Source organism: Pantoea sp. X-Soil-YNGN-775, from assembly GCF_059730575.1.
Genome location: NZ_AP035946.1, coordinates 591,904 through 609,851 on the forward strand (window position 1 = coordinate 591,904; position 17,948 = coordinate 609,851).

A 17,948-nucleotide genomic window follows, 5' to 3' on the forward strand; every position below is an offset into this window, starting at 1 on the left:
GGAGACGGGAGGAGGAGAAAGGCGGGCTGACGCGGCGGTGAGCGGCGGGCGGCGGTTTTTTGTGATCGCTAACGCAGACCTGCCGGATTTTTTAGCCCGTAACCGCCCGCTTCGCCGGTTTTTTGCCAGCCCGATCACACCCCTCAGCCACAGGGCGTAGAGCGAAGGAGGATGAGAAGCGGTGACGGATGCGCACAATGTTGCCGGAAGAGCAATCACCGCTTCCGCAAACAGGATGGACTTATGACGATGAAAACCGGTGCACGAATTCTGGCCCTCTCTGCCCTCTCTGCCGTGCTGTTTTCAGCATCCGCAGTGGCAAAAATTGAGGAAGGCAAGTTGGTCATCTGGATCAACGGCGACAAAGGCTATAACGGCCTTGCCGAGGTCGGTAAGAAGTTTGAACAGGAGACCGGCATTAAAGTGACGGTGGAGCATCCTGATAAGATGGAAGAGAAATATCCGCAGGTGGCCGCCACCGGCGATGGCCCGGATATCATTTTCTGGGCTCACGACCGCTTTGGCGGCTACGCACAATCGGGCCTGCTGGCTGAGATCACGCCTGACGCCAGCTTCCAGCAAAAAATCTTCCCCTTCACCTGGGATGCAGTGCGCTTTGACGGCAAGCTGATCGGCTATCCGATTTCGGTTGAGTCGCTGTCGCTGATTTACAACAAAAAGCTGCTGCCGACACCGCCAAAAACCTGGGAAGAGATTGCCGGACTCGACAAGCAAATGCGCGCCAAAGGCAAAAGCGCCATCATGTTTAACCTGCAGGAACCCTACTTCACCTGGCCACTGCTGGCCGCGGGTGGCGCTTATGCCTTTAAGCTGAATGACGGCCGTTATGACGTGAAGGATGTCGGAGTGGATAACGCCGGAGCCAAAGCGGGCATGCAGTTCCTGGTCGATCAGGTCAAGGCCAAAACCCTCAACGCCGATACCGACTACTCGATTGCTGAAGCTGCCTTTAACAAGGGTCAAACCGCCATGACCATTAACGGTCCCTGGGCGTGGAGCAACATCGATAAAAGCGGCATCGACTATGGCGTTGCTGAGTTACCGACGCTGAACGGCAAACCGTCGAAAGCCTTTGTCGGCGTGCTGAGTGCCGGTATCAACGCCGCCAGCCCCAATAAAGAACTGGCAAAAGAGTTTCTGGAAAACTACCTGCTGACCGACGCCGGACTGGACGCGGTTAACAAAGACAAGCCGCTGGGTGCCGTGGCGCTGAAATCATTCCAGCAGACGCTGGAGAAAGATTCCCGTATCGCCGCCACCATGAGCAACGCCCGCCATGGCGATATCATGCCGAACATCCCGCAGATGGCGGCGTTCTGGTACGCCATGCGCACCGCTACCCTGAATGCGCTGGGCGGTCGTCAGAGCGTTGACGCTGCCCTGAAAGATGCCCAGGCGCGCCTGAAAAAGTAATCCTCCCTTTACAGCCGGGGCAACCCGGCTTGAGTGACCGTTAAGGAAAACCGCATCATGTCAGGAAAACCGAAAACGCCAGGTCTGTTGATTAAAAGCGTTCTCATCGGGATCTGCTGTCTGCTGGTCGGCTATCTGCTGGTGCTGATGTATGCGCAGGGTGAATATCTGTTTGCGCTGCTGACGCTGATCCTCAGTGCGCTCGGCCTGTGGATCTACGCTAATCGTCGCGCCTATGCCTGGCGCTATGTTTATCCCGGCGTGGCGGGGATGGCGCTATTCGTGCTGTTTCCGCTCGCCTGTACCATCGCCATCGCCTTTACCAACTACAGCAGCACCAACCAGCTCACCTTTGAGCGGGCGCAGCAGGTACTGCTGAGCCGTTCCTTCCAGTCGGGTGAAGCTGTCAGTTTCTCGCTCTATCCGGCGGGCGATCGCTGGCAACTGATGCTGGACGAAGGTGGCAACCATTTTGTCTCGCCGCCGTTCCGCTTTGGCGGTGAACAGCAGCTGAAAATGCAGCCCGCCGCGCAACCGGCTGGCGAGCGCGCCACGCTGCGGGTGATCACCGGCAATCGCCAGGCGCTGAGTCAGATCAGTGCGGTGTTGCCGGATGGCCGTCAGTTACGCATGAGTTCACTGCGGCAGTTCTCCGGCACCCAGCCGCTGTATCAGGTTGGCGCGCAGGATGAGCTGACTAACCAGCAGAGCGGAACGCACTATCGCGCTAACCCGCAAACCGGTTTCTATCAGGCGATTAACGCCGACGGTAGCTGGGCGAATGAAACCCTGAGCCCTGGCTTCACCGTCAATACCGGCTGGAAGAATTTCCTGCGGGTGTTTACCGATGAAGGTATTCAGAAGCCGTTCCTGGCGATCTTCGGCTGGACGCTGCTGTTCTCGCTGATCACCGTGGTGCTGACCGTGGCGGTCGGTATGGTGCTGGCTTGTCTGGTGCAGTGGGAGGCGCTGCGCGGCAAAGCGGTTTACCGGGTGATGCTGATCCTGCCTTATGCGGTACCGGCGTTTATCTCGATTCTGATCTTCAAGGGGCTGTTCAACCAGAGTTTCGGTGAGATCAACGTGATGCTCAGCGCGCTGTTTGGCGTGAAGCCCGCCTGGTTCAGCGATCCGACGCTGGCGCGCACCATGCTGATTATCGTCAACACCTGGCTGGGTTATCCCTACATGATGATCCTGTGCATGGGACTGCTGAAGGCGATTCCTGACGATCTGTATGAAGCCTCTGCGATGGACGGGGCCGGACCGTTGCAAAACTTTTTCCTGATCACCCTGCCACTGCTGCTGAAGCCGTTGATGCCGCTGATGATCGCCAGCTTCGCCTTTAACTTTAACAACTTTGTGCTGGTACAACTGCTGACCAACGGCGGGCCGGATCGGATCGGTACCACTACCCCGGCGGGCTATACCGACCTGCTGGTCAACTACACCTGGCGTATCGCCTTTGAAGGCGGCGGCGGCCAGGACTTTGGTCTGGCGGCGGCCATTGCCACCCTGATCTTCCTGCTGGTGGGTGCGCTGGCGGTGATTAACCTGAAAGCGTCACGGATGAAATTCGACTAAGGAGCCTGGCTCGCCAGGCGTAATTGTTGCAGGCAGCCGGAACACGGACAGCGTGAAACAACCGGCGCCTACCCGAAGTAGCTGAGGATTGTGAGCACTGCCCGGCTTCAGACTGACAAAAAAATGGCCTGATGGACCAGGCTCTAAGGAGTTGTTATGGCTATGGTACAACCAAAATCGCAACGGCTGCGTCTGCTGACGACGCATCTGCTGCTGCTGTTATTTATTGCCGCCATCCTGTTTCCACTGCTGATGGTGATCGCCATTTCACTGCGCGCCGGTAATTTCGCCACCGGCAGCCTGATTCCGGAGCAGATCTCCTGGGAACACTGGCGGCTGGCGCTGGGCTTCAGCGTTGAACACGCCGATGGCCGGGTGACGCCACCGCCCTTCCCGGTGCTGTTGTGGTTGTGGAACTCGGTCAAGATTGCGGCCATCAGTGCGCTGGGCATTGTGGCGCTCTCCACCACCTGCGCTTATGCGTTTGCCCGCATGCGCTTTACCGGTCGCGCCAGCCTGTTAAAGGGAATGCTGATTTTCCAGATGTTCCCGGCGGTGCTGTCGCTGGTGGCGCTGTATGCGCTGTTTGATCGACTCGGCCAGTATCTGCCCTTTATCGGGCTGAATACTCACGGTGGGGTGATTTTCGCCTATCTGGGCGGTATCGCGCTGCATGTCTGGACCATTAAGGGCTATTTCGAAACCATCGATGGTTCGCTGGAAGAGGCCGCTGCGCTGGACGGCGCCACGCCATGGCAGGCGTTCCGGCTGGTGCTGTTGCCGCTGTCGGTGCCGATTCTGGCGGTGGTGTTTATTCTGGCGTTTATCGCCGCCGTTACCGAGGTGCCGGTTGCGTCGCTGCTGCTGCGCGATGTCAACAGTTACACCCTGGCGGTGGGGATGCAGCAATACCTTAATCCACAGAACTACCTGTGGGGCGATTTCGCCGCCGCGGCGGTGCTCTCAGCCATTCCTATCACCCTGGTGTTCCTGCTGGCGCAACGCTGGCTGGTCAGCGGCTTAACCGCCGGCGGTGTGAAAGGCTAAACGATCATCATTGTACGTTGCCACTGCTTACACAACAGCTGTTGTGGTTGAGGATTAGGCGGCCTGCGGGCCGCCATTTTTATGCTGTCAGCCTTCGGACGCCCCGCTGCCTGCCACCAGTGCCAGGATGATCGCGGTTAACGTCTGCTCACCTTCTGCCTGACGAATATCGCCGCGCACCACCGCGCCGGCTATCGCATCGGCCGCCCCCAGCATTCCCCACATTCCGGCGTCAGCAATCCGGTTTTTGCCGCTGAAAGGCGCAAACCACTGCTGACAGCGGGCGATAAAGTCGAGCTGATAATGTCGTTTAACGGCGGCAAGTTCAGGCGAGGTGCTGAGCGCAGACAACAATTCCGGGATTTCACGCCCCTCCGTCATCACGCAATCCACATAACAGGCGGCCAGCACCGCCGCTTTTTGCTGCAACCGCGGTGACGCGGCGCGCATGGCCGCTTCCATCAGTTCGGTCTGGCGACGATCAAAATCAGCATACAGGGCCGCCAGCAAACCATGACGGGTTGTGAAGTGATCGTACACCACCGGCTTACTGACCCCGGCGGCATCACCGACCCGCGCCAGCGTCAGGCCATCACTGCCTTCGGCCTGCATTAACTGCCATGCAACGTCTAACAACTGTCTGCGCCGGGCTTCACGCGACAGGCGCGGCCTGGCGGACTTTTCACTGGTCATGAGATCTCCGATCGACAAACAAACGCTGACCCAACTGCCGGGCCTGCTGATAGTGCGACTCAGGATAGCCCTCATCGCCGGTCAGCAACAGTTCGCTGGTCACCACCGGTGCGCCGCAGTAATCGAAGATGCCGTGCTCAATTTCATTGCGCATGCTGGCGAAGTAGCCGTGCCGCAGATAAGTCCGCGTATCGGCCGCCCCCAGCGCCAGCAGATGAACCGGAAGATGGCCGAGACGTTTCACTATCCTCCCTTCCTGCTCCTGGTAAGCCCAGCCCTGGGTAAAGACCCGATCAATCCAGCCTTTCAGCTGCGCCGGAAATGACCACCAGTAGATCGGATAGACCAGTACCAGCGCGTCGGCGCGATCCACCCGCTGCTGTTCAGCCAGCACATCAGGCGGCGAAGCAGCCTGGCCTTTAAACTGCCGCACGTCATGAAGAGTAAAACGCGGATCAAACCCTTCAGCCGCCAGGTCAGCCTGTTCAACGCTATGCTGACCGCTGGCAATGATGCCGCGCGCAAGCTGCTCCGCAACGCGGTGAGTATGTGCATCCCGATCGGGATGGGCCGTCACAATTAATGCGTGCATGGTCGTCACCTCCTTCATCACTATTAAGTTACTAAAGGTAGGTTACGGTTAGTAGGTTAGCAAGCGATGTTTATCGGCGATGGTGCAGACCGCATTTACGGTTTAAAGGTCGAGGTCGCCCGTAGCGCCTGTTCCAGCTTGTGCGGGTCGATAGTAAAGGGCAGATCCGCCAGGCTGGCGTCGGGGAAATGAATCTCACGGGCGATCTGTTGCAGCGTGGCGTCGTCGATCCCGGCGGGCAGCGTCAGCGGGCTGTTGAAACGCCGCAGCAGCGATAACAGCGTCGGCTCGACCTGCCCGTTATCCTGCTCGATCAGAGAATGTACCAGCAGGCTGAAGCCGACTTTTTCACCGTGCAGCCAGGGGTGAAGCTCAGGCTGATGCGTCAGACGGTCATGAATAACATGAGCAAATCCTGGCGTGGCCAGGCTGTCCTGAATACTGTTCGCCAGCCCGGCCAGCACAATATTGGCGTCGATAATCTTTTCCAGCGCGGGCGTGACCTGCTGCGCGACGTTGGCTGCCACCGCCTCCTCGCCCCAGCGATCGCACCACTCCAGCGCCTGCCTGGCGGCGTTAACTTTCAAATCCAGTGCCAGTTGATGCGGCGTCTGCCGCTGATAGGGTTCAAACTCAATCCATTTCGCCAGCGCATCCACCATTCCGGCGCGCAGATAACGTACATCGCTGGCGGCAATCACCTCGCTGTCGACCAGAATCCACTCCGGCATGCTGCTGAGCGGCTGGCTGCGCAGATGACCGCCCTGCTGATTGTAAATAATCGCCAGCGGTGACCAGGCCGCACAGGTCGCTGCTACGGTCGCCATGTTAACCAGCCGGACCTGCGGCAGCGCATCATTGACCGCTTTGGCGCAGTCCAGCACCCGCCCGCCGCCAATCGCCAGAATCAGCGATGCGCCGTGCGTCTGCACCTGCTGCTGTAGCCCGGCAATCGCCGCCTCGGTACATTCGCCGTTTAAAACGTCGAGCTGCCAGCGTATGCCGGCCCGCTCCAGGCTGATACTCAGCTGCGGATTGACCGCCTGCCAGGCGCGCGGCGAGGTCAGGATGTGAATATGTGTGGCCAGCGGCCGGATGATTTCACCCACCTCTGCCCGCAGGCCGGGACGTTGCAGATAGCCTTTCGGCGACATCACACGAAACATCAATCCCCCTTAGCGACGATAGGCCAGCGAGCGGACCAGCCGATCGCCCAGTTTTTGAATCAGCATCACCAGCACCAGCAGCACCACGATGGTGGCGGCCATAATCTGGTTATCAAAACGCTGATAACCGTAACGGATCGCCAGATCGCCTAATCCCCCACCGCCGACCACACCGGCCATTGCCGAGAAGCCAATCAGCATCACAATCGTCAGGGTAATGCCCGCCACCAACGCCGGTAAGGCTTCCGGCAGCAGCACGCGGCTGACGATATGCCACAGGGTGCCGCCCATCGATACCACCGCTTCAATCCGTCCTCGATCCACCTCATCCAGCGCGTTTTCGACGATGCGGGCAAAAAAGGGAAAAGCGCCCAGGGTGATCGGCACGATCGCCGCCGTGCTGCCCAGCGTGGTGCCGACCAGCAAGCGGGTAAACGGAATCAACGCGATCAACAGCACCACAAACGGCAGCGCCCGGCCAATGTTAACCAGTGCATTCAGCAGCCATGACACGCCCCGGTTAGGCAGAATGCCCTGCGGGCGGGTCAGAAACAGCACGACCCCGACCGGCAAACCGATTGCCACAGTAAAGAGCGCGGCCAGCAGCACCATGTAAAGCGTTTCTGCGGTGGCGTTCAGCAGCAGTTGCTGAAAACGTTCGCTGGTCAGGCTACGCATCGTGTTACGGCTCCACGTTGATATTTCTCGATAAATGCCCGATCCGCTGCGCCATCCTGCAGCAGCATCTGCCGCAGGCGTCCCTCTTCACGTGACATGATCTGGCTCAGGGAACCACTCTCCACCAGCCGCCCCTGTTCCAGCAGCGCGGCACCGTCGCAGATGCGCTTCACCACCGTCATCTCATGGGTAATGAGTACGATGGTGATCTTGAGCTGCTGCTGGATATCAGCCAGTAAGTCGAGAATCGAGCCGGTGGTTTCAGGATCGAGCGCGCTGGTCGCTTCATCACACAGCAGATAACGCGGCCGGGCGGCCAGCGCGCGGGCAATGCCGACCCGCTGCTTCTGTCCGCCGGAGAGCTGCGACGGCCAGGCACGGGCAAAGTGCTCCAGCCCGACCAGTTGCAGCAGTTCGCCAACCCGCTGACGGCGCGCCGTCGCTGGCACACCGGCGATCTCCAGCGGCAGATCGACATTGTCGTGTACATTGCGCGAGTGCAGCAGATTGAAGTGCTGGAAGATCATGCCCATCTGCTGTCGCTGCTGGCGCAACTGCGCCAGGCTCATGGCGGCGATATCCTGGCCGTCGATCTCAATCTGGCCGCTGGAGGGGCTTTCCAGCCGGTTCAGGCAACGCAGCAGGGTACTTTTTCCGGCACCGCTGCGGCCTAAAATGCCAAAAATCGTTCCCTCTTCGATGGTCAGCGACAGGTCATCCAGCGCGGGGGTCGCCGCGCCGGGGTAGTGTTTACTGAGATGCGAGAGTTTAATCATGCTGCGGGTCCGCTACCGGTATCACCGAGCCGTGATAGTTTTTACGGATGAAGTCGGCCACCTGTGGCGAGCGCAAATCTTTCGCCAGCTGCAGAATACGCGGATCTTTTGCCAGCGCTGGCGTGGTAACCAGCAGGTTGGCGTAAGGATTGTGGCTGGCAGACTCCAGTCCCAGCGCATCTTTCGCTGGCGTCAGTCCGGCCTCCAGCGCGTAGTTGCCGTTGATCACCGCCGCATCGACATCATCCAGCGCCCGCGGCAGTTGCGGTGACTCGATCTCGATAATTTTGATCTGTTTCGGGTTGTCGCTGATATCTTTCGGCGTCACCAGGGTAGAACCCGCTTCGCCCTGCGTACCAAGTTTAATCAGCCCTTTATCCTGCAACAGCCACAGCGCCCGGCTCAGGTTGGTGGTGTTATTGGGCACCGCGATGCTGGCCCCCTGCGGCAGGGCCGACAGGCTTTTCACTTTATGGGAGTAGATGCCCAGCGGTTCAATGTGCACGCTGGCCGCCACCGCAAAGGTTTTCCCCAGCGCTTTTTCCTGATCTTTCAGGTAAGGCAGATGCTGGAAGTAGTTGGCGTCAACGTCACCCGACGCCAGCAGCTCGTTGGCATTCACGCCGCCGCTCAGCTCGACGATGTTAAAATCGAGTTTTGGATCGAGCGTTTTAACATATTCCAGAATTTCGGCGTGCGGCACCGGATCGGCGGCCACACGTAAGGGTGCTGCCTGTAAACTCTGTGCAATTAGTAAACTCAGCCCGGCCAGGGCTAAAACGCGCTTTTTAATCATCATTTTTCTCTTAGGATTTTTAGTGTTGAAGTTGTTCGGGATAAAAACGCTGCGCGACTTCAGGATGGGAACGTAAACGCCCTTTGAGGTAGTTCCAGCCGACTTCACGTAACAGCGGATTTAGCGAATCGCTGCTCGGTCCGTGCGCCTGTTGCGCCAGTGAAGGCGGCAGCTGATAGACCGGCACCACCGCATCAAGCTGTGCGCCGAGGAAGAAGGCGATCGATAACCGCTCGCTGGACTGCTGAGGCGACACCACCCGATGTACGGTGGCGCGCAGATAGCCGTTGGTGGCCAGCTCCAGCAGTTCACCAATATTCACCACGAAAGCGCCTGGCAACGGCGAGGCGTCAATCCAGTGGTCAGGCGTGACCTCAACCTGCAATCCCGGCTGATCGTCCTGCAACAGCAGCGTCAGGAAACCGGAATCTTTATGCGCACCCACGCCCTGGCGTGACTCGCCATCCGTGCGGCCGGGATAGCGGATCAGCTTGATATGCTCGTTGGGGTAGTCGCCATACAGATTGTCGAAGGCGTGACGCGGCAGATCCAGCGCCTCGGCAAAGGCCCGCAGCAGCTCCAGCGCAACCGCGGTCATCTCCTGCTGCCAGCGGGTCACCACCGTTTGCAGCTCGGGCTGCGCGGCGGGCCACTGATTGGGTCCCTGCATCCGCTGCCAGGCGGGTGAATCGGCGGTCACCGGCAGAGCTTCGCGTTCTGCACCAATATCAAACTGTTCGCGGAAGTCAGGCTGGCTCCGGGTAATTTCCACACCGGCCAGGTTATAGCCGCGGAAATGGGGCGAGCTGGCCATTTGTACCGATAATTTTTCCTGCTCGGGCAGCGCAAAAAAATCCCGGGCGACGCGCTGTACCGCATTTAATAATTCAGCATCAATACCGTGATTAATTAAATAAAAGAAGCCGACATCACGTGCTGCCTGGCCTAATTTTTCCAGACACTGTTGTTGCTGCTGTTTATTACCGGACAATAACGCGAAATCAATTATCGGTAATTCTGACGGCGCTATCTTACTCATTATTGACACCCTGTTGGCATGGAATGAATTAACCTTGCCAGTTCAGCGGGTGTTTAACTACCAACTAATCCTGCTATCGATATTCAGTCGGCGGGAATATCCCGATTATTCTTAACCCGCTCAATATTCAGTGATTATTCTTCCGGCCAGTGAACAAACTCCGGCGGCTGCCAGGCGGTAATAGCAGGCAGTGGCTGGGTATAAAGCGCGATGTCGACAAAGCAGGTCTGGGCGCTGCATCCCTGCCCCAGCCGTGAACTGCCGCAATCGCGGGTCAGCACGTTGGGATTGCCGTGTTTATCCAGCGGCAGCTCGCCCTCCTGCTCGAGCGGGTCATACCAGGCACCGGTCGACATCTGCACCACACCAGGCCGGATATCCCGCGTCAGATGGACGCCCGCCAGCACCGCTCCGCGCGTATTAAACACCTTCACGATGCTGTTTTCGCCAATGCCGCGCGGGCTGGCGTCATCCGGATGCATCCACAGCGGCTCGCGTCCGGCAATCTTAGTCTGCTGGCTAATGCGGCCATGATCGTACTGACTGTGCAGTCGGGTACGCGGCTGGCTGGAGAGCAGATGCAACGGCCACTGCTGCTTCTCCTGCTGCTGCGCCTGATATTCATCCGGGTCCCACCAGGCGAAACCCGGCGCTTCGGCGTAACCGTAATCGGCGACCGTCTGCGAAAACAGCTCAATCCGGCCTGACGGGGTGGTTAGCGGTGCCGCTTGAGGATCGTCACGAAACGCCTGCAACAGCACCTGCGGCGTGTCGGGTAACGGATATTCCAGCTTGCCGCTCGCCCAGAACGCCCCGAAGTCGGGCAGCGTGATGCCCTGCTCTGCGGCGCGGGGTCGGGCCTGATCGTAGATTTCCGCTAACCACTGCCGTTCATCGCGTCCTTCAGTGAAGCGGTCAGCGAAGCCAAGCCGCTGCGCCAGGGCGGCAAAAATCGCATAGTCAGACTGCGATGCCGCCAGCGGTGCCAGATGCTGCGGCATGGCGATGATAAAACCGTCATTGCTGGCGCTGCCGATATCTTCGCGCTCCAGCGAGGTGGTGGCGGGCAGCACAATATCGGCGAACTTTGCCTGCGCGGTCCAGAACTGCTCATGCACGATAATGGTCTCCGGCTGTTGCCAGGCGCGCACCAGCTTATTGAGATCCTGATGGTGATGGAAAACGTTGCCGCCCGCCCAGTAGACCAGGCGGATATCGGGATAGGTCCGCTGCTGGCCATCAAACGCGTAGCCGCCGCCGGGGTTCAGCAGCATGTCAGCAATACGCGCCACCGGAATGTTCTGCTGCACCGGATTGTGACCGGCAGGTAGTCGCGGACCGGAAAACTGACGCCGTGCTGCCCCCGCCAGATTGGTCGAAGCATAGCCAAAACCCAGCCCGCCCCCCGGCGTGCCAATCTGACCCAGCAGCGCGGCAGTGGCCACCGCCGCCCAGAAAGCCTGTTCGCCCTGCCGCGCACGCTGCACCGACCAGGCAATATTGATCATTGTTTTGCATTCCGCCATCTGCCGTGCCAGCTGGCGGATCTGCGCCGCCGGCAGGCCGGTCAGCGGCGCGGCCCATTCCGGCGATTTGACCACTCCATCCCGCGCGCCGCTCAGATAAGCGGCATAGTGATCGAATCCCACCGTGCAGCGGGCAACAAAGCGGGCGTCGTAACGGGATTCGGCAATCAATACCTGACCTATCGCCAGCAACAGGGCGGTATCGGAACCCGGCTGAATCGCCAGCCATTCCGCATCCGCTACCGCCGACAGATCGTTTCTGACCGGGCTGATATTGATAAAGCGGGTGCCGTTGCGGCGCAACGTGGTCAGCCAGTGCGCCAGCGCGTGATCGTTGGCTCCGCCGCCATTCACCTGAGCATTACGCAGTGGCAGCCCGCCGATGGCCACAAACAGCTTACAGTGCTGCGCCAGCACCGGCCAGTGAGTGTGCTGACGTTGCAGAGTGTCCAGATCGCCGAGGATATGCGGCAAGGTGCGTTCACCGGCGGCAATACTGTAAGTGTTGGTACTGGCAGTATAGCCACCAAAGCCGTTAAAAAAGCGATGCAGCTGACTCTGCGCATGATGAAAACGTCCGGCGCTCGACCAGCCATATGACCCGGCGTAAATCGCCTGATTGCCGTGCTGCTGTCGTACCCGTGCCAGCTCGTCCGCCACCAGCCGCAGCGCGTGATCCCAGCTCACCTCAACAAACGGCTCTTTGCCGCGCGACTGGCGCGACGCGGGCTTGCCCTGCAGATAACCCAGCCGCACCGCCGGATATTTTACCCGGCTGTTGCCTTGTACCGCCTCCGGCAGCGACTGGCCGATCAAAGAAGGATTACGATCCCACGCCACCGGTCTGACCGCCGTCAGCCGTCCCTGTTCGGTGGTGACGTGATAGGTGCCCCAGTGCATCACAGCTAAATCATTGTTTTTCATCGGCTACTCGCGGCGAATACGACGCGACAGGCGCGTCCCCAGGGTTTGTAACAGCTGAACGATAACGATCAGCACCAGCGCGGTGGTGATGGTGGCAAAGGCATCAAAGCGCTGATAGCCGTAGGTGATGGCCAGATCCCCGATCCCGCCGCCGCCGACCGTTCCGGCCATAGCGGTAGCACCCAGCAATCCGATGGTGGCGGTGGTCAGGGCAAGCACCAGCGACGAGGCGGCTTCCGGCAGCATGAAGTACCAGATGGTCTGCAACGTGGTGGCCCCCATGGCGTTGGCGGATTCAAGAATGCCCTCATCCACCTCCAGCAGCGCGCTCTCCACCAGCCGCGAAATATAGGGCGCAATAAAAATCACCAGCGGCACGATCGCCCCGGCCGTGCCGATGGTGGTATTCACCAGCAGGCGCGTCAGCGGCAGAATAGTAATCAGCAGGATAATGAACGGCAGCGAACGGATAATGTTCACCAGCGGATTCAGTATCTGATGCACCAGCCGGTGCGGCATGATGCCACCGGGACGGCAAATCACCAGAATCACGCCGAGCGGCAGGCCGAGCAGCGCGCCAAACCCCAGCGATACGCTGACCATCACCAGAGTGTCCTGCAAGGCGATCAGAAACTGGTCGCCGGTCACCGCCGTTTCAAACAGATCAGACATGGCTGATTTTCACTCCTGTTTCCGTCAGAAAATCCTTCGCCGCCGCGATCTGCGCCGGTTCCCCGCTGAGCTGCACGATCATGAAGCCGAGGATGGTGCTCTGCACTTCGGACATATTGGCGAACAGGATGTTGACCTCCACCGCGTAGTGCCGGATCAGGCGATGAATAATCGGCTGCTGGGCGGTGCTGCCGACAAACTCCAGCCGCAGCGACTGCAGGTTCGGCTGCTGGCTCAGCAGCGCCAGCGTCTGCTGTGGCAGACGATCGTGGATCACTGACTGCACGAAACTGGCGCTGACCGGCTGTTGCGGATCGGCAAACACCGCCAGCACGTCGCCCTGTTCAGCAATCTGGCCCTGCGCCATCACCGCCACCCTGTTGCAAATCTTCTGCACCACCGACATTTCATGGGTAATCAGAACGATAGTGATGCCGTAACGCTGGTTGATCTCCTGTAACAGCAACAGGATCTGAACCGTGGTCTGCGGGTCCAGCGCGGAGGTGGCTTCGTCACACAGCAGGATCGCCGGGTTGGTTGCCAGCGCGCGAGCAATCCCGACGCGCTGCTTCTGGCCGCCGGAGAGTTCATCCGGGTAGCTGTGGGCTTTGTCACTCAGGTTGACGAACGCCAGCAGCTCGTCGACCCGTGCGCGAATAAAAGCCTTATCCCGTCCCTGTAAAATCAGCGGGATAGCCACATTGTGAAACACCGTTCTGGCATTCAGTAAATTGAAGTGCTGGAAGATCATGCCGATCTGCTTTTTAACCTGGATTAACCGCGATTTACTGATGCCGTGCAGCGCTTCACCCTGCACCTCAACCGTGCCCACGGTCGGCGTTTCCAGATGATTAATCATTCGCAGCAGGGTACTTTTTCCCGCACCGCTGGTGCCAATCACCCCGAAAATATCCCCCTGATTAATGGTCAGGTTGATGTTATCCAGTGCCCGAACCTCAACGCCATTGCGCGAGAACGTTTTGCTCAGCTGGCGGAAGACAATAGCCGGTTGACTCATTTGAAATAGTCTGGCAGCAGATAGCCGCTATATTTTGGCTGGCTGACAATATACTGCCTGAATTCCGGGGAGTGATAACCGGCAATAATATCGCGGGCAAACGCCGCCTGTTTATTTTTACCGGCTACCGTCACCACGTTAATAAACTGGCTGGTCGGCGCTTCCAGCTTCAGCGCTGAACTCAGTTTCATGCCGCTTGATACGGCGAAATTTCCCTGAATCACGCCAAAATCGACGTCTGGCAGTGCCCGTACCTGCTGCGCGTTGTCCATCTCTTTCAGCACGATTTTATACGGATTGTCGCTGATATTTTTCTGTGAAAAGGTCGCTGCGTCGCTGTCAGGGCTGATCTTCAGCCAGCCGATGCTCTGCAACAGCAGCGCCGCGCGATATTCATTAGAGGGCTGATTAGGCACCGAGACGGTGGTGCCCGGCGTCGGGGTTGGCAGCTGTTTAACCCGTTCAGAATAGAGCCCCATCGGCGGAGTCGGCACCTGAACAATGCCGACGTTATCTATGCCGAGCCGGTCATTCACCGATTTGAGATAGACCGGATGCTGCATGATGTTGGCGTCAATCGACCCACGGTGTACCGCGTCATTAACCTGAATACCATCGCTGAAATCTTTATATTCAATTTTATATCCCTGCTTAATTAACCAGGGCGCGACACCCTGTTCAAACTGCTCTTTATACGGGCCGGGATTAAAGCCAATCCGAATCACTTTCTCTTCGGCTGCCTGGGCGGCAGAAATTAACGTTGCGGCGGCGGCCAGTAAATAAAGCGTTCCCTTAACACTGATGCGCATAAAAAAACCTTATTCATTATTGTGAGAAAAATCGATTTAATCACAGCCGCGATAACCAGGAATAGTTAAAATCCGCCCGTCGCTTTGGCTTTTTTATGCTAACGATAGTTGCCTGCTGGAAATTCATTTAACGGCAATCGATAGCGTTATTTCTGCTAAATATTAATCACCCGGCTGTGGCATGCTCTGCCGCTTAGCAGGCGATTTTGCGGGGATAGTATGGCGGAGTTTGCAGCATCAGAACTGGTAGCAGGGCTGGAGGAAAACCTTTTCAGCCGGTTAGAAAAGCAGGCAGCGCAGGTGGATGATCCGCGCCTGCCGTTAATCGATCTTTCGTCAGGCAGCCCGCGTCAGCCGACGCCACCGCCGATTATTGCCTCACTGCAGACGGCAGTGACGCAGCCTGATAATCATGAATATCCCTCTTTCTGGGGCAAGCCAGCCCTGCGCCAGGCGATTGCTGATTTTTATCAGCGCCAGTATGGCGTGACGCTCGATGCTGAAAGCGAAATCGCGGTGTTTCAGGGGTCGCACATTGCGGTCACCGGCCTGCCGCGCGCCCTGCTCAATCCTGGCCAGGTGCTGATTTCAACCGATCCGTGCTATCCGCTTTATCGCTCTGCGGCGCGTCAGGCGAATGCCGACTTTTATGGCATTCCGCTGGAGCAACGCAACGCTTTCCTGCCCGATTTCAGCCGCATCCCGCCGCAGATTGCGGCGCGTGCCGGACTGCTGCTGCTTAATTATCCACATAACCCGACCGGTGCGCTGGCGACCCCCGACCTGTTTGCTGATGCGCTGGCGTTCGCCCGCCAGCATCACGTTCCGCTGGTGCACGACTTCGCCTATGCCACCGTCGGCAGTCAGCGCGGCGAGCAGCCGATCAGCCTGCTGGCGCAACCCGACGCCAAAGCCTGGGGAGTAGAGGTTTATACCCTGTCGAAAAGCTTTCTGATGGCCGGCTGGCGGGTCGGCTTTGCGGTCGGCAATGCCTCGATTATCGCCGCGTTTAAAAAGCTGCACACCCACAGTTACAGCACGGTATTTGGCGCAGTGCAGGATGCGGCCATCACCGCGCTGGAACTGCCGTCTGAACAGGTCGCCCAGCTGACCGAATGCTGGCATCAGCGGCGGGTGCAGGTGCTGGCTAAACTGGCCGCCCTGCACTGGCCGGTACGCGCCGCCCAGGGGACTTTTTTCCTCTGGCTGGCGGCCCCGCCAGGCATGACCGGCAAGCAGTTTGCCGCCCTGCTACTCGAGCAGGCACATTTGCTGGTCGCGCCTGGCGAAGGATTTGGTCCGGCGGGTCAGCACTATATTCGCATCAGCCTGACGGCAGAGACGGATTTAATTATGCGCGCCCTCGATCGTGTTGCAGCGCTGAAATTATTTGGCTGACGCGACCGACAATAATAATCAGTGCCAGCCGTGCTGATAATAAAATCGGCAATTCAGTAACAAAATATTGATAAGCGTAAGCACCGATGAACAAGTGCAGCGTGCTGTATTTGTCAAGAATTGCGGTTATTTCCCCCGAAAACTTGCAATAACTTACAATAATGGTCTAAGGTTTGGCGGCTGCGGTTAATTGCCGCTTCACTTAAACATTATTCGGCTTCTTATAGCTTTCATTTCCACGGTTTCTTCTGAACATTATTTTGCGGCTGCGAAAGCTATAAGACTCCTTTATTGAAGCACTTGAGGAGAATATGGACACCAGAAACTCATCGTCTGAACATCCAAAGAAGCACTTCTGGAACAGGAAGCAAAAAGAGCTGACTGTTGATGACATTACCGTGATCGATAACGACATGCTGAAGCGTGCCGTTGGCGCTGCCGCGCTGGGTAATGCGATGGAGTGGTTTGATTTTGGCGTGTACAGCTATCTCGCCGTGATTATCGGCAAAGTTTTCTTCCCGGATGCCAATAACGCGGTTCAGCTGATCGCCACCTTTGGTACCTTTGCCGCCGCCTTCCTGGTGCGCCCGATTGGTGGTCTGGTGTTTGGTCCGCTTGGCGACCGAATCGGCCGACAAAAAGTGCTGGCGATGACCATGATTATGATGTCGATCGGCACCTTCTGTATCGGGCTGATCCCGGCGTATTCGTCGATAGGTATCATGGCACCGATCCTGTTGCTGGTGGCGCGTCTGATTCAGGGCTTCTCCACCGGCGGTGAATATGGCGGTGCGGCAACCTTTATCGCCGAATACTCCACCGATAAACGTCGTGGTTTTATGGGCAGCTTCCTTGAGTTTGGCACCATCGGCGGTTATCTGCTGGGCGCCAGCCTGGTGACGGTGATGACAACCCTGATGTCGAATGAAGCGATGATGTCATGGGGCTGGCGCGTACCGTTCTTTATCGCCGCGCCGCTCGGCCTGTTCGGGCTGTACGTCCGTCTGAAACTGGAAGAGACGCCGGCATTCCAGCAGCACATGGAAAAACAGGAGGCGCTGGAGCAGAGCAAGCCGCGTCTGACGCTGATGCAGATGCTGAGCAAATACCGCGGACCGATGCTGAAATGTATTGGCCTGGTGCTGCTGTTTAACGTCTCCAACTACATGCTGACCTCCTACATGCCGAGCTATCTGACCGGTGTGCTGGGTCTGCCTGAACTGAGCGGCCTGCTGCTGGTGATGGTGGCGATGTTCGTGATGATGCCGCTGACGCTGCTGTGGGGACGCTGGACGGACCGCATCGGCCGTCGTCCGGTGATTGGTTTTGGCGCGGTCGGTCTGATTCTGCTGGCGATCCCCAGCTTTATGCTGATCGGTTCCGGTAATATGTGGGCAGTATTCGGCGGACTGCTGATTCTGGGCGTGCTGCACACCTGCTTTAGCGGCACCATGCCCTCTACCCTGCCAGCGCTGTTTACCACTGACATTCGCTACAGCGCACTGGCGATCGGTTTCAACCTGTCAGTCTCGCTGTTCGGTGGCACCACGCCGCTGATCACCGCCTGGCTGGTGGATACCACCAAAAACAACATGATGCCCGCTTATTACATGATGGGTGCCGGGGTGATTGGTCTGATTACTATCCTCACGGTGCGTGAAACCGCCCGCCAGCCGCTGACCGGTTCGTCACCCGCAGTGGCAACCAAAGCGGAAGCGCAGCGCCTGATTGATAAGCTGCGTAAACGCCCTAAGCCGACGGCGGCACCGGCTAAATAACCTGAGCCACACCCTGCT

Annotated in this window: 16 protein-coding genes; 5 read left to right on the top strand and 11 right to left on the bottom strand. The window is 58.3% G+C overall.

Features of this window, described 5'->3' with window-relative positions:
- The first annotated feature begins 243 nt into the window (after positions 1-243).
- The 3 genes from malE to malG all read left to right on the top strand — a co-directional run bounded on the left by malE (position 244) and on the right by malG (position 4,065).
- On the top strand, positions 244-1,434 hold the full coding sequence (gene malE, locus AC6I8I_RS22690) for a maltose/maltodextrin ABC transporter substrate-binding protein MalE (RefSeq protein WP_031377708.1): 1,191 nt from the start codon (positions 244-246) through the stop codon (positions 1,432-1,434).
- A gap of 57 nt (positions 1,435-1,491) precedes the next feature.
- Positions 1,492-3,018, top strand: coding sequence for a maltose ABC transporter permease MalF (malF, locus tag AC6I8I_RS22695; RefSeq protein WP_497828750.1), 1,527 nt, complete (start codon positions 1,492-1,494; stop codon positions 3,016-3,018).
- 156 nt (positions 3,019-3,174) lie between these two features.
- Entirely contained in the window at positions 3,175-4,065 is an 891-nt protein-coding gene (gene malG / locus AC6I8I_RS22700) for a maltose ABC transporter permease MalG (RefSeq protein ID WP_031377710.1), read from the top strand.
- Positions 4,066-4,152: 87 nt separating this feature from the next.
- Here the strand turns inward: malG and AC6I8I_RS22705 are convergent, their stop codons facing one another.
- The 11 genes from AC6I8I_RS22705 to AC6I8I_RS22755 all read right to left on the bottom strand — a co-directional run bounded on the left by AC6I8I_RS22705 (position 4,153) and on the right by AC6I8I_RS22755 (position 14,754).
- Positions 4,153-4,758 (bottom strand): TetR/AcrR family transcriptional regulator, encoded by a 606-nt coding sequence (locus tag AC6I8I_RS22705; RefSeq protein ID WP_497828751.1) that lies wholly within the window; start codon positions 4,756-4,758, stop codon positions 4,153-4,155.
- Entirely contained in the window at positions 4,748-5,350 is a 603-nt protein-coding gene (locus AC6I8I_RS22710; RefSeq protein WP_046289302.1) for an NAD(P)H-dependent oxidoreductase, read from the bottom strand. The genes AC6I8I_RS22705 and AC6I8I_RS22710 overlap by 11 nt, the downstream gene beginning before the upstream one ends.
- Before the next feature lie 95 nt (positions 5,351-5,445).
- Entirely contained in the window at positions 5,446-6,516 is a 1,071-nt protein-coding gene (locus tag AC6I8I_RS22715; RefSeq protein WP_497828752.1) for an iron-containing alcohol dehydrogenase family protein, read from the bottom strand.
- 9 nt (positions 6,517-6,525) lie between these two features.
- Positions 6,526-7,194, bottom strand: coding sequence for a methionine ABC transporter permease (locus AC6I8I_RS22720; protein ID WP_497828753.1), 669 nt, complete (start codon positions 7,192-7,194; stop codon positions 6,526-6,528).
- A complete protein-coding gene (locus AC6I8I_RS22725; protein WP_497828754.1) occupies positions 7,182-7,970 on the bottom strand; it encodes a methionine ABC transporter ATP-binding protein in 789 nt (262 codons plus the stop codon). The genes AC6I8I_RS22720 and AC6I8I_RS22725 overlap by 13 nt, the downstream gene beginning before the upstream one ends.
- A complete protein-coding gene (locus tag AC6I8I_RS22730; RefSeq protein ID WP_312056459.1) occupies positions 7,963-8,766 on the bottom strand; it encodes a MetQ/NlpA family ABC transporter substrate-binding protein in 804 nt (267 codons plus the stop codon). Before AC6I8I_RS22730 ends, AC6I8I_RS22725 begins: the two co-directional genes overlap by 8 nt.
- A 19-nt stretch (positions 8,767-8,785) precedes the next feature.
- Positions 8,786-9,805 carry an isopenicillin N synthase family dioxygenase gene (locus AC6I8I_RS22735; protein WP_497828755.1) on the bottom strand — a complete coding sequence of 340 codons (1,020 nt, stop codon included), beginning with the start codon at positions 9,803-9,805 and terminating at the stop codon, positions 8,786-8,788.
- A gap of 134 nt (positions 9,806-9,939) precedes the next feature.
- The gene (locus tag AC6I8I_RS22740) at positions 9,940-12,255 is read right to left on the bottom strand and encodes a molybdopterin-dependent oxidoreductase (RefSeq protein WP_497828756.1); all 2,316 of its coding nucleotides are present in this window, start codon (positions 12,253-12,255) and stop codon (positions 9,940-9,942) included.
- A gap of 3 nt (positions 12,256-12,258) precedes the next feature.
- Positions 12,259-12,927 carry a methionine ABC transporter permease gene (locus tag AC6I8I_RS22745; protein WP_031377548.1) on the bottom strand — a complete coding sequence of 223 codons (669 nt, stop codon included), beginning with the start codon at positions 12,925-12,927 and terminating at the stop codon, positions 12,259-12,261.
- Positions 12,920-13,945: a methionine ABC transporter ATP-binding protein gene (locus AC6I8I_RS22750; RefSeq protein ID WP_312056420.1), complete on the bottom strand. Its 1,026-nt coding sequence runs from the start codon at positions 13,943-13,945 to the stop codon at positions 12,920-12,922. The genes AC6I8I_RS22745 and AC6I8I_RS22750 overlap by 8 nt, the downstream gene beginning before the upstream one ends.
- Positions 13,942-14,754, bottom strand: a complete 813-nt coding sequence (locus tag AC6I8I_RS22755) for a MetQ/NlpA family ABC transporter substrate-binding protein (RefSeq protein ID WP_312056419.1) — start codon at positions 14,752-14,754, stop codon at positions 13,942-13,944. Before AC6I8I_RS22755 ends, AC6I8I_RS22750 begins: the two co-directional genes overlap by 4 nt.
- A 219-nt stretch (positions 14,755-14,973) precedes the next feature.
- Here AC6I8I_RS22755 and AC6I8I_RS22760 point away from each other — a divergent pair, with 219 nt between their 5' ends.
- Together AC6I8I_RS22760 and proP are read left to right on the top strand one after the other, a co-directional pair.
- Positions 14,974-16,152 (top strand): aminotransferase class I/II-fold pyridoxal phosphate-dependent enzyme, encoded by a 1,179-nt coding sequence (locus AC6I8I_RS22760; protein WP_312056418.1) that lies wholly within the window; start codon positions 14,974-14,976, stop codon positions 16,150-16,152.
- A gap of 311 nt (positions 16,153-16,463) precedes the next feature.
- Entirely contained in the window at positions 16,464-17,930 is a 1,467-nt protein-coding gene (proP, locus tag AC6I8I_RS22765) for a glycine betaine/L-proline transporter ProP (protein ID WP_312056416.1), read from the top strand.
- Positions 17,931-17,948: the final 18 nt, after the last annotated feature.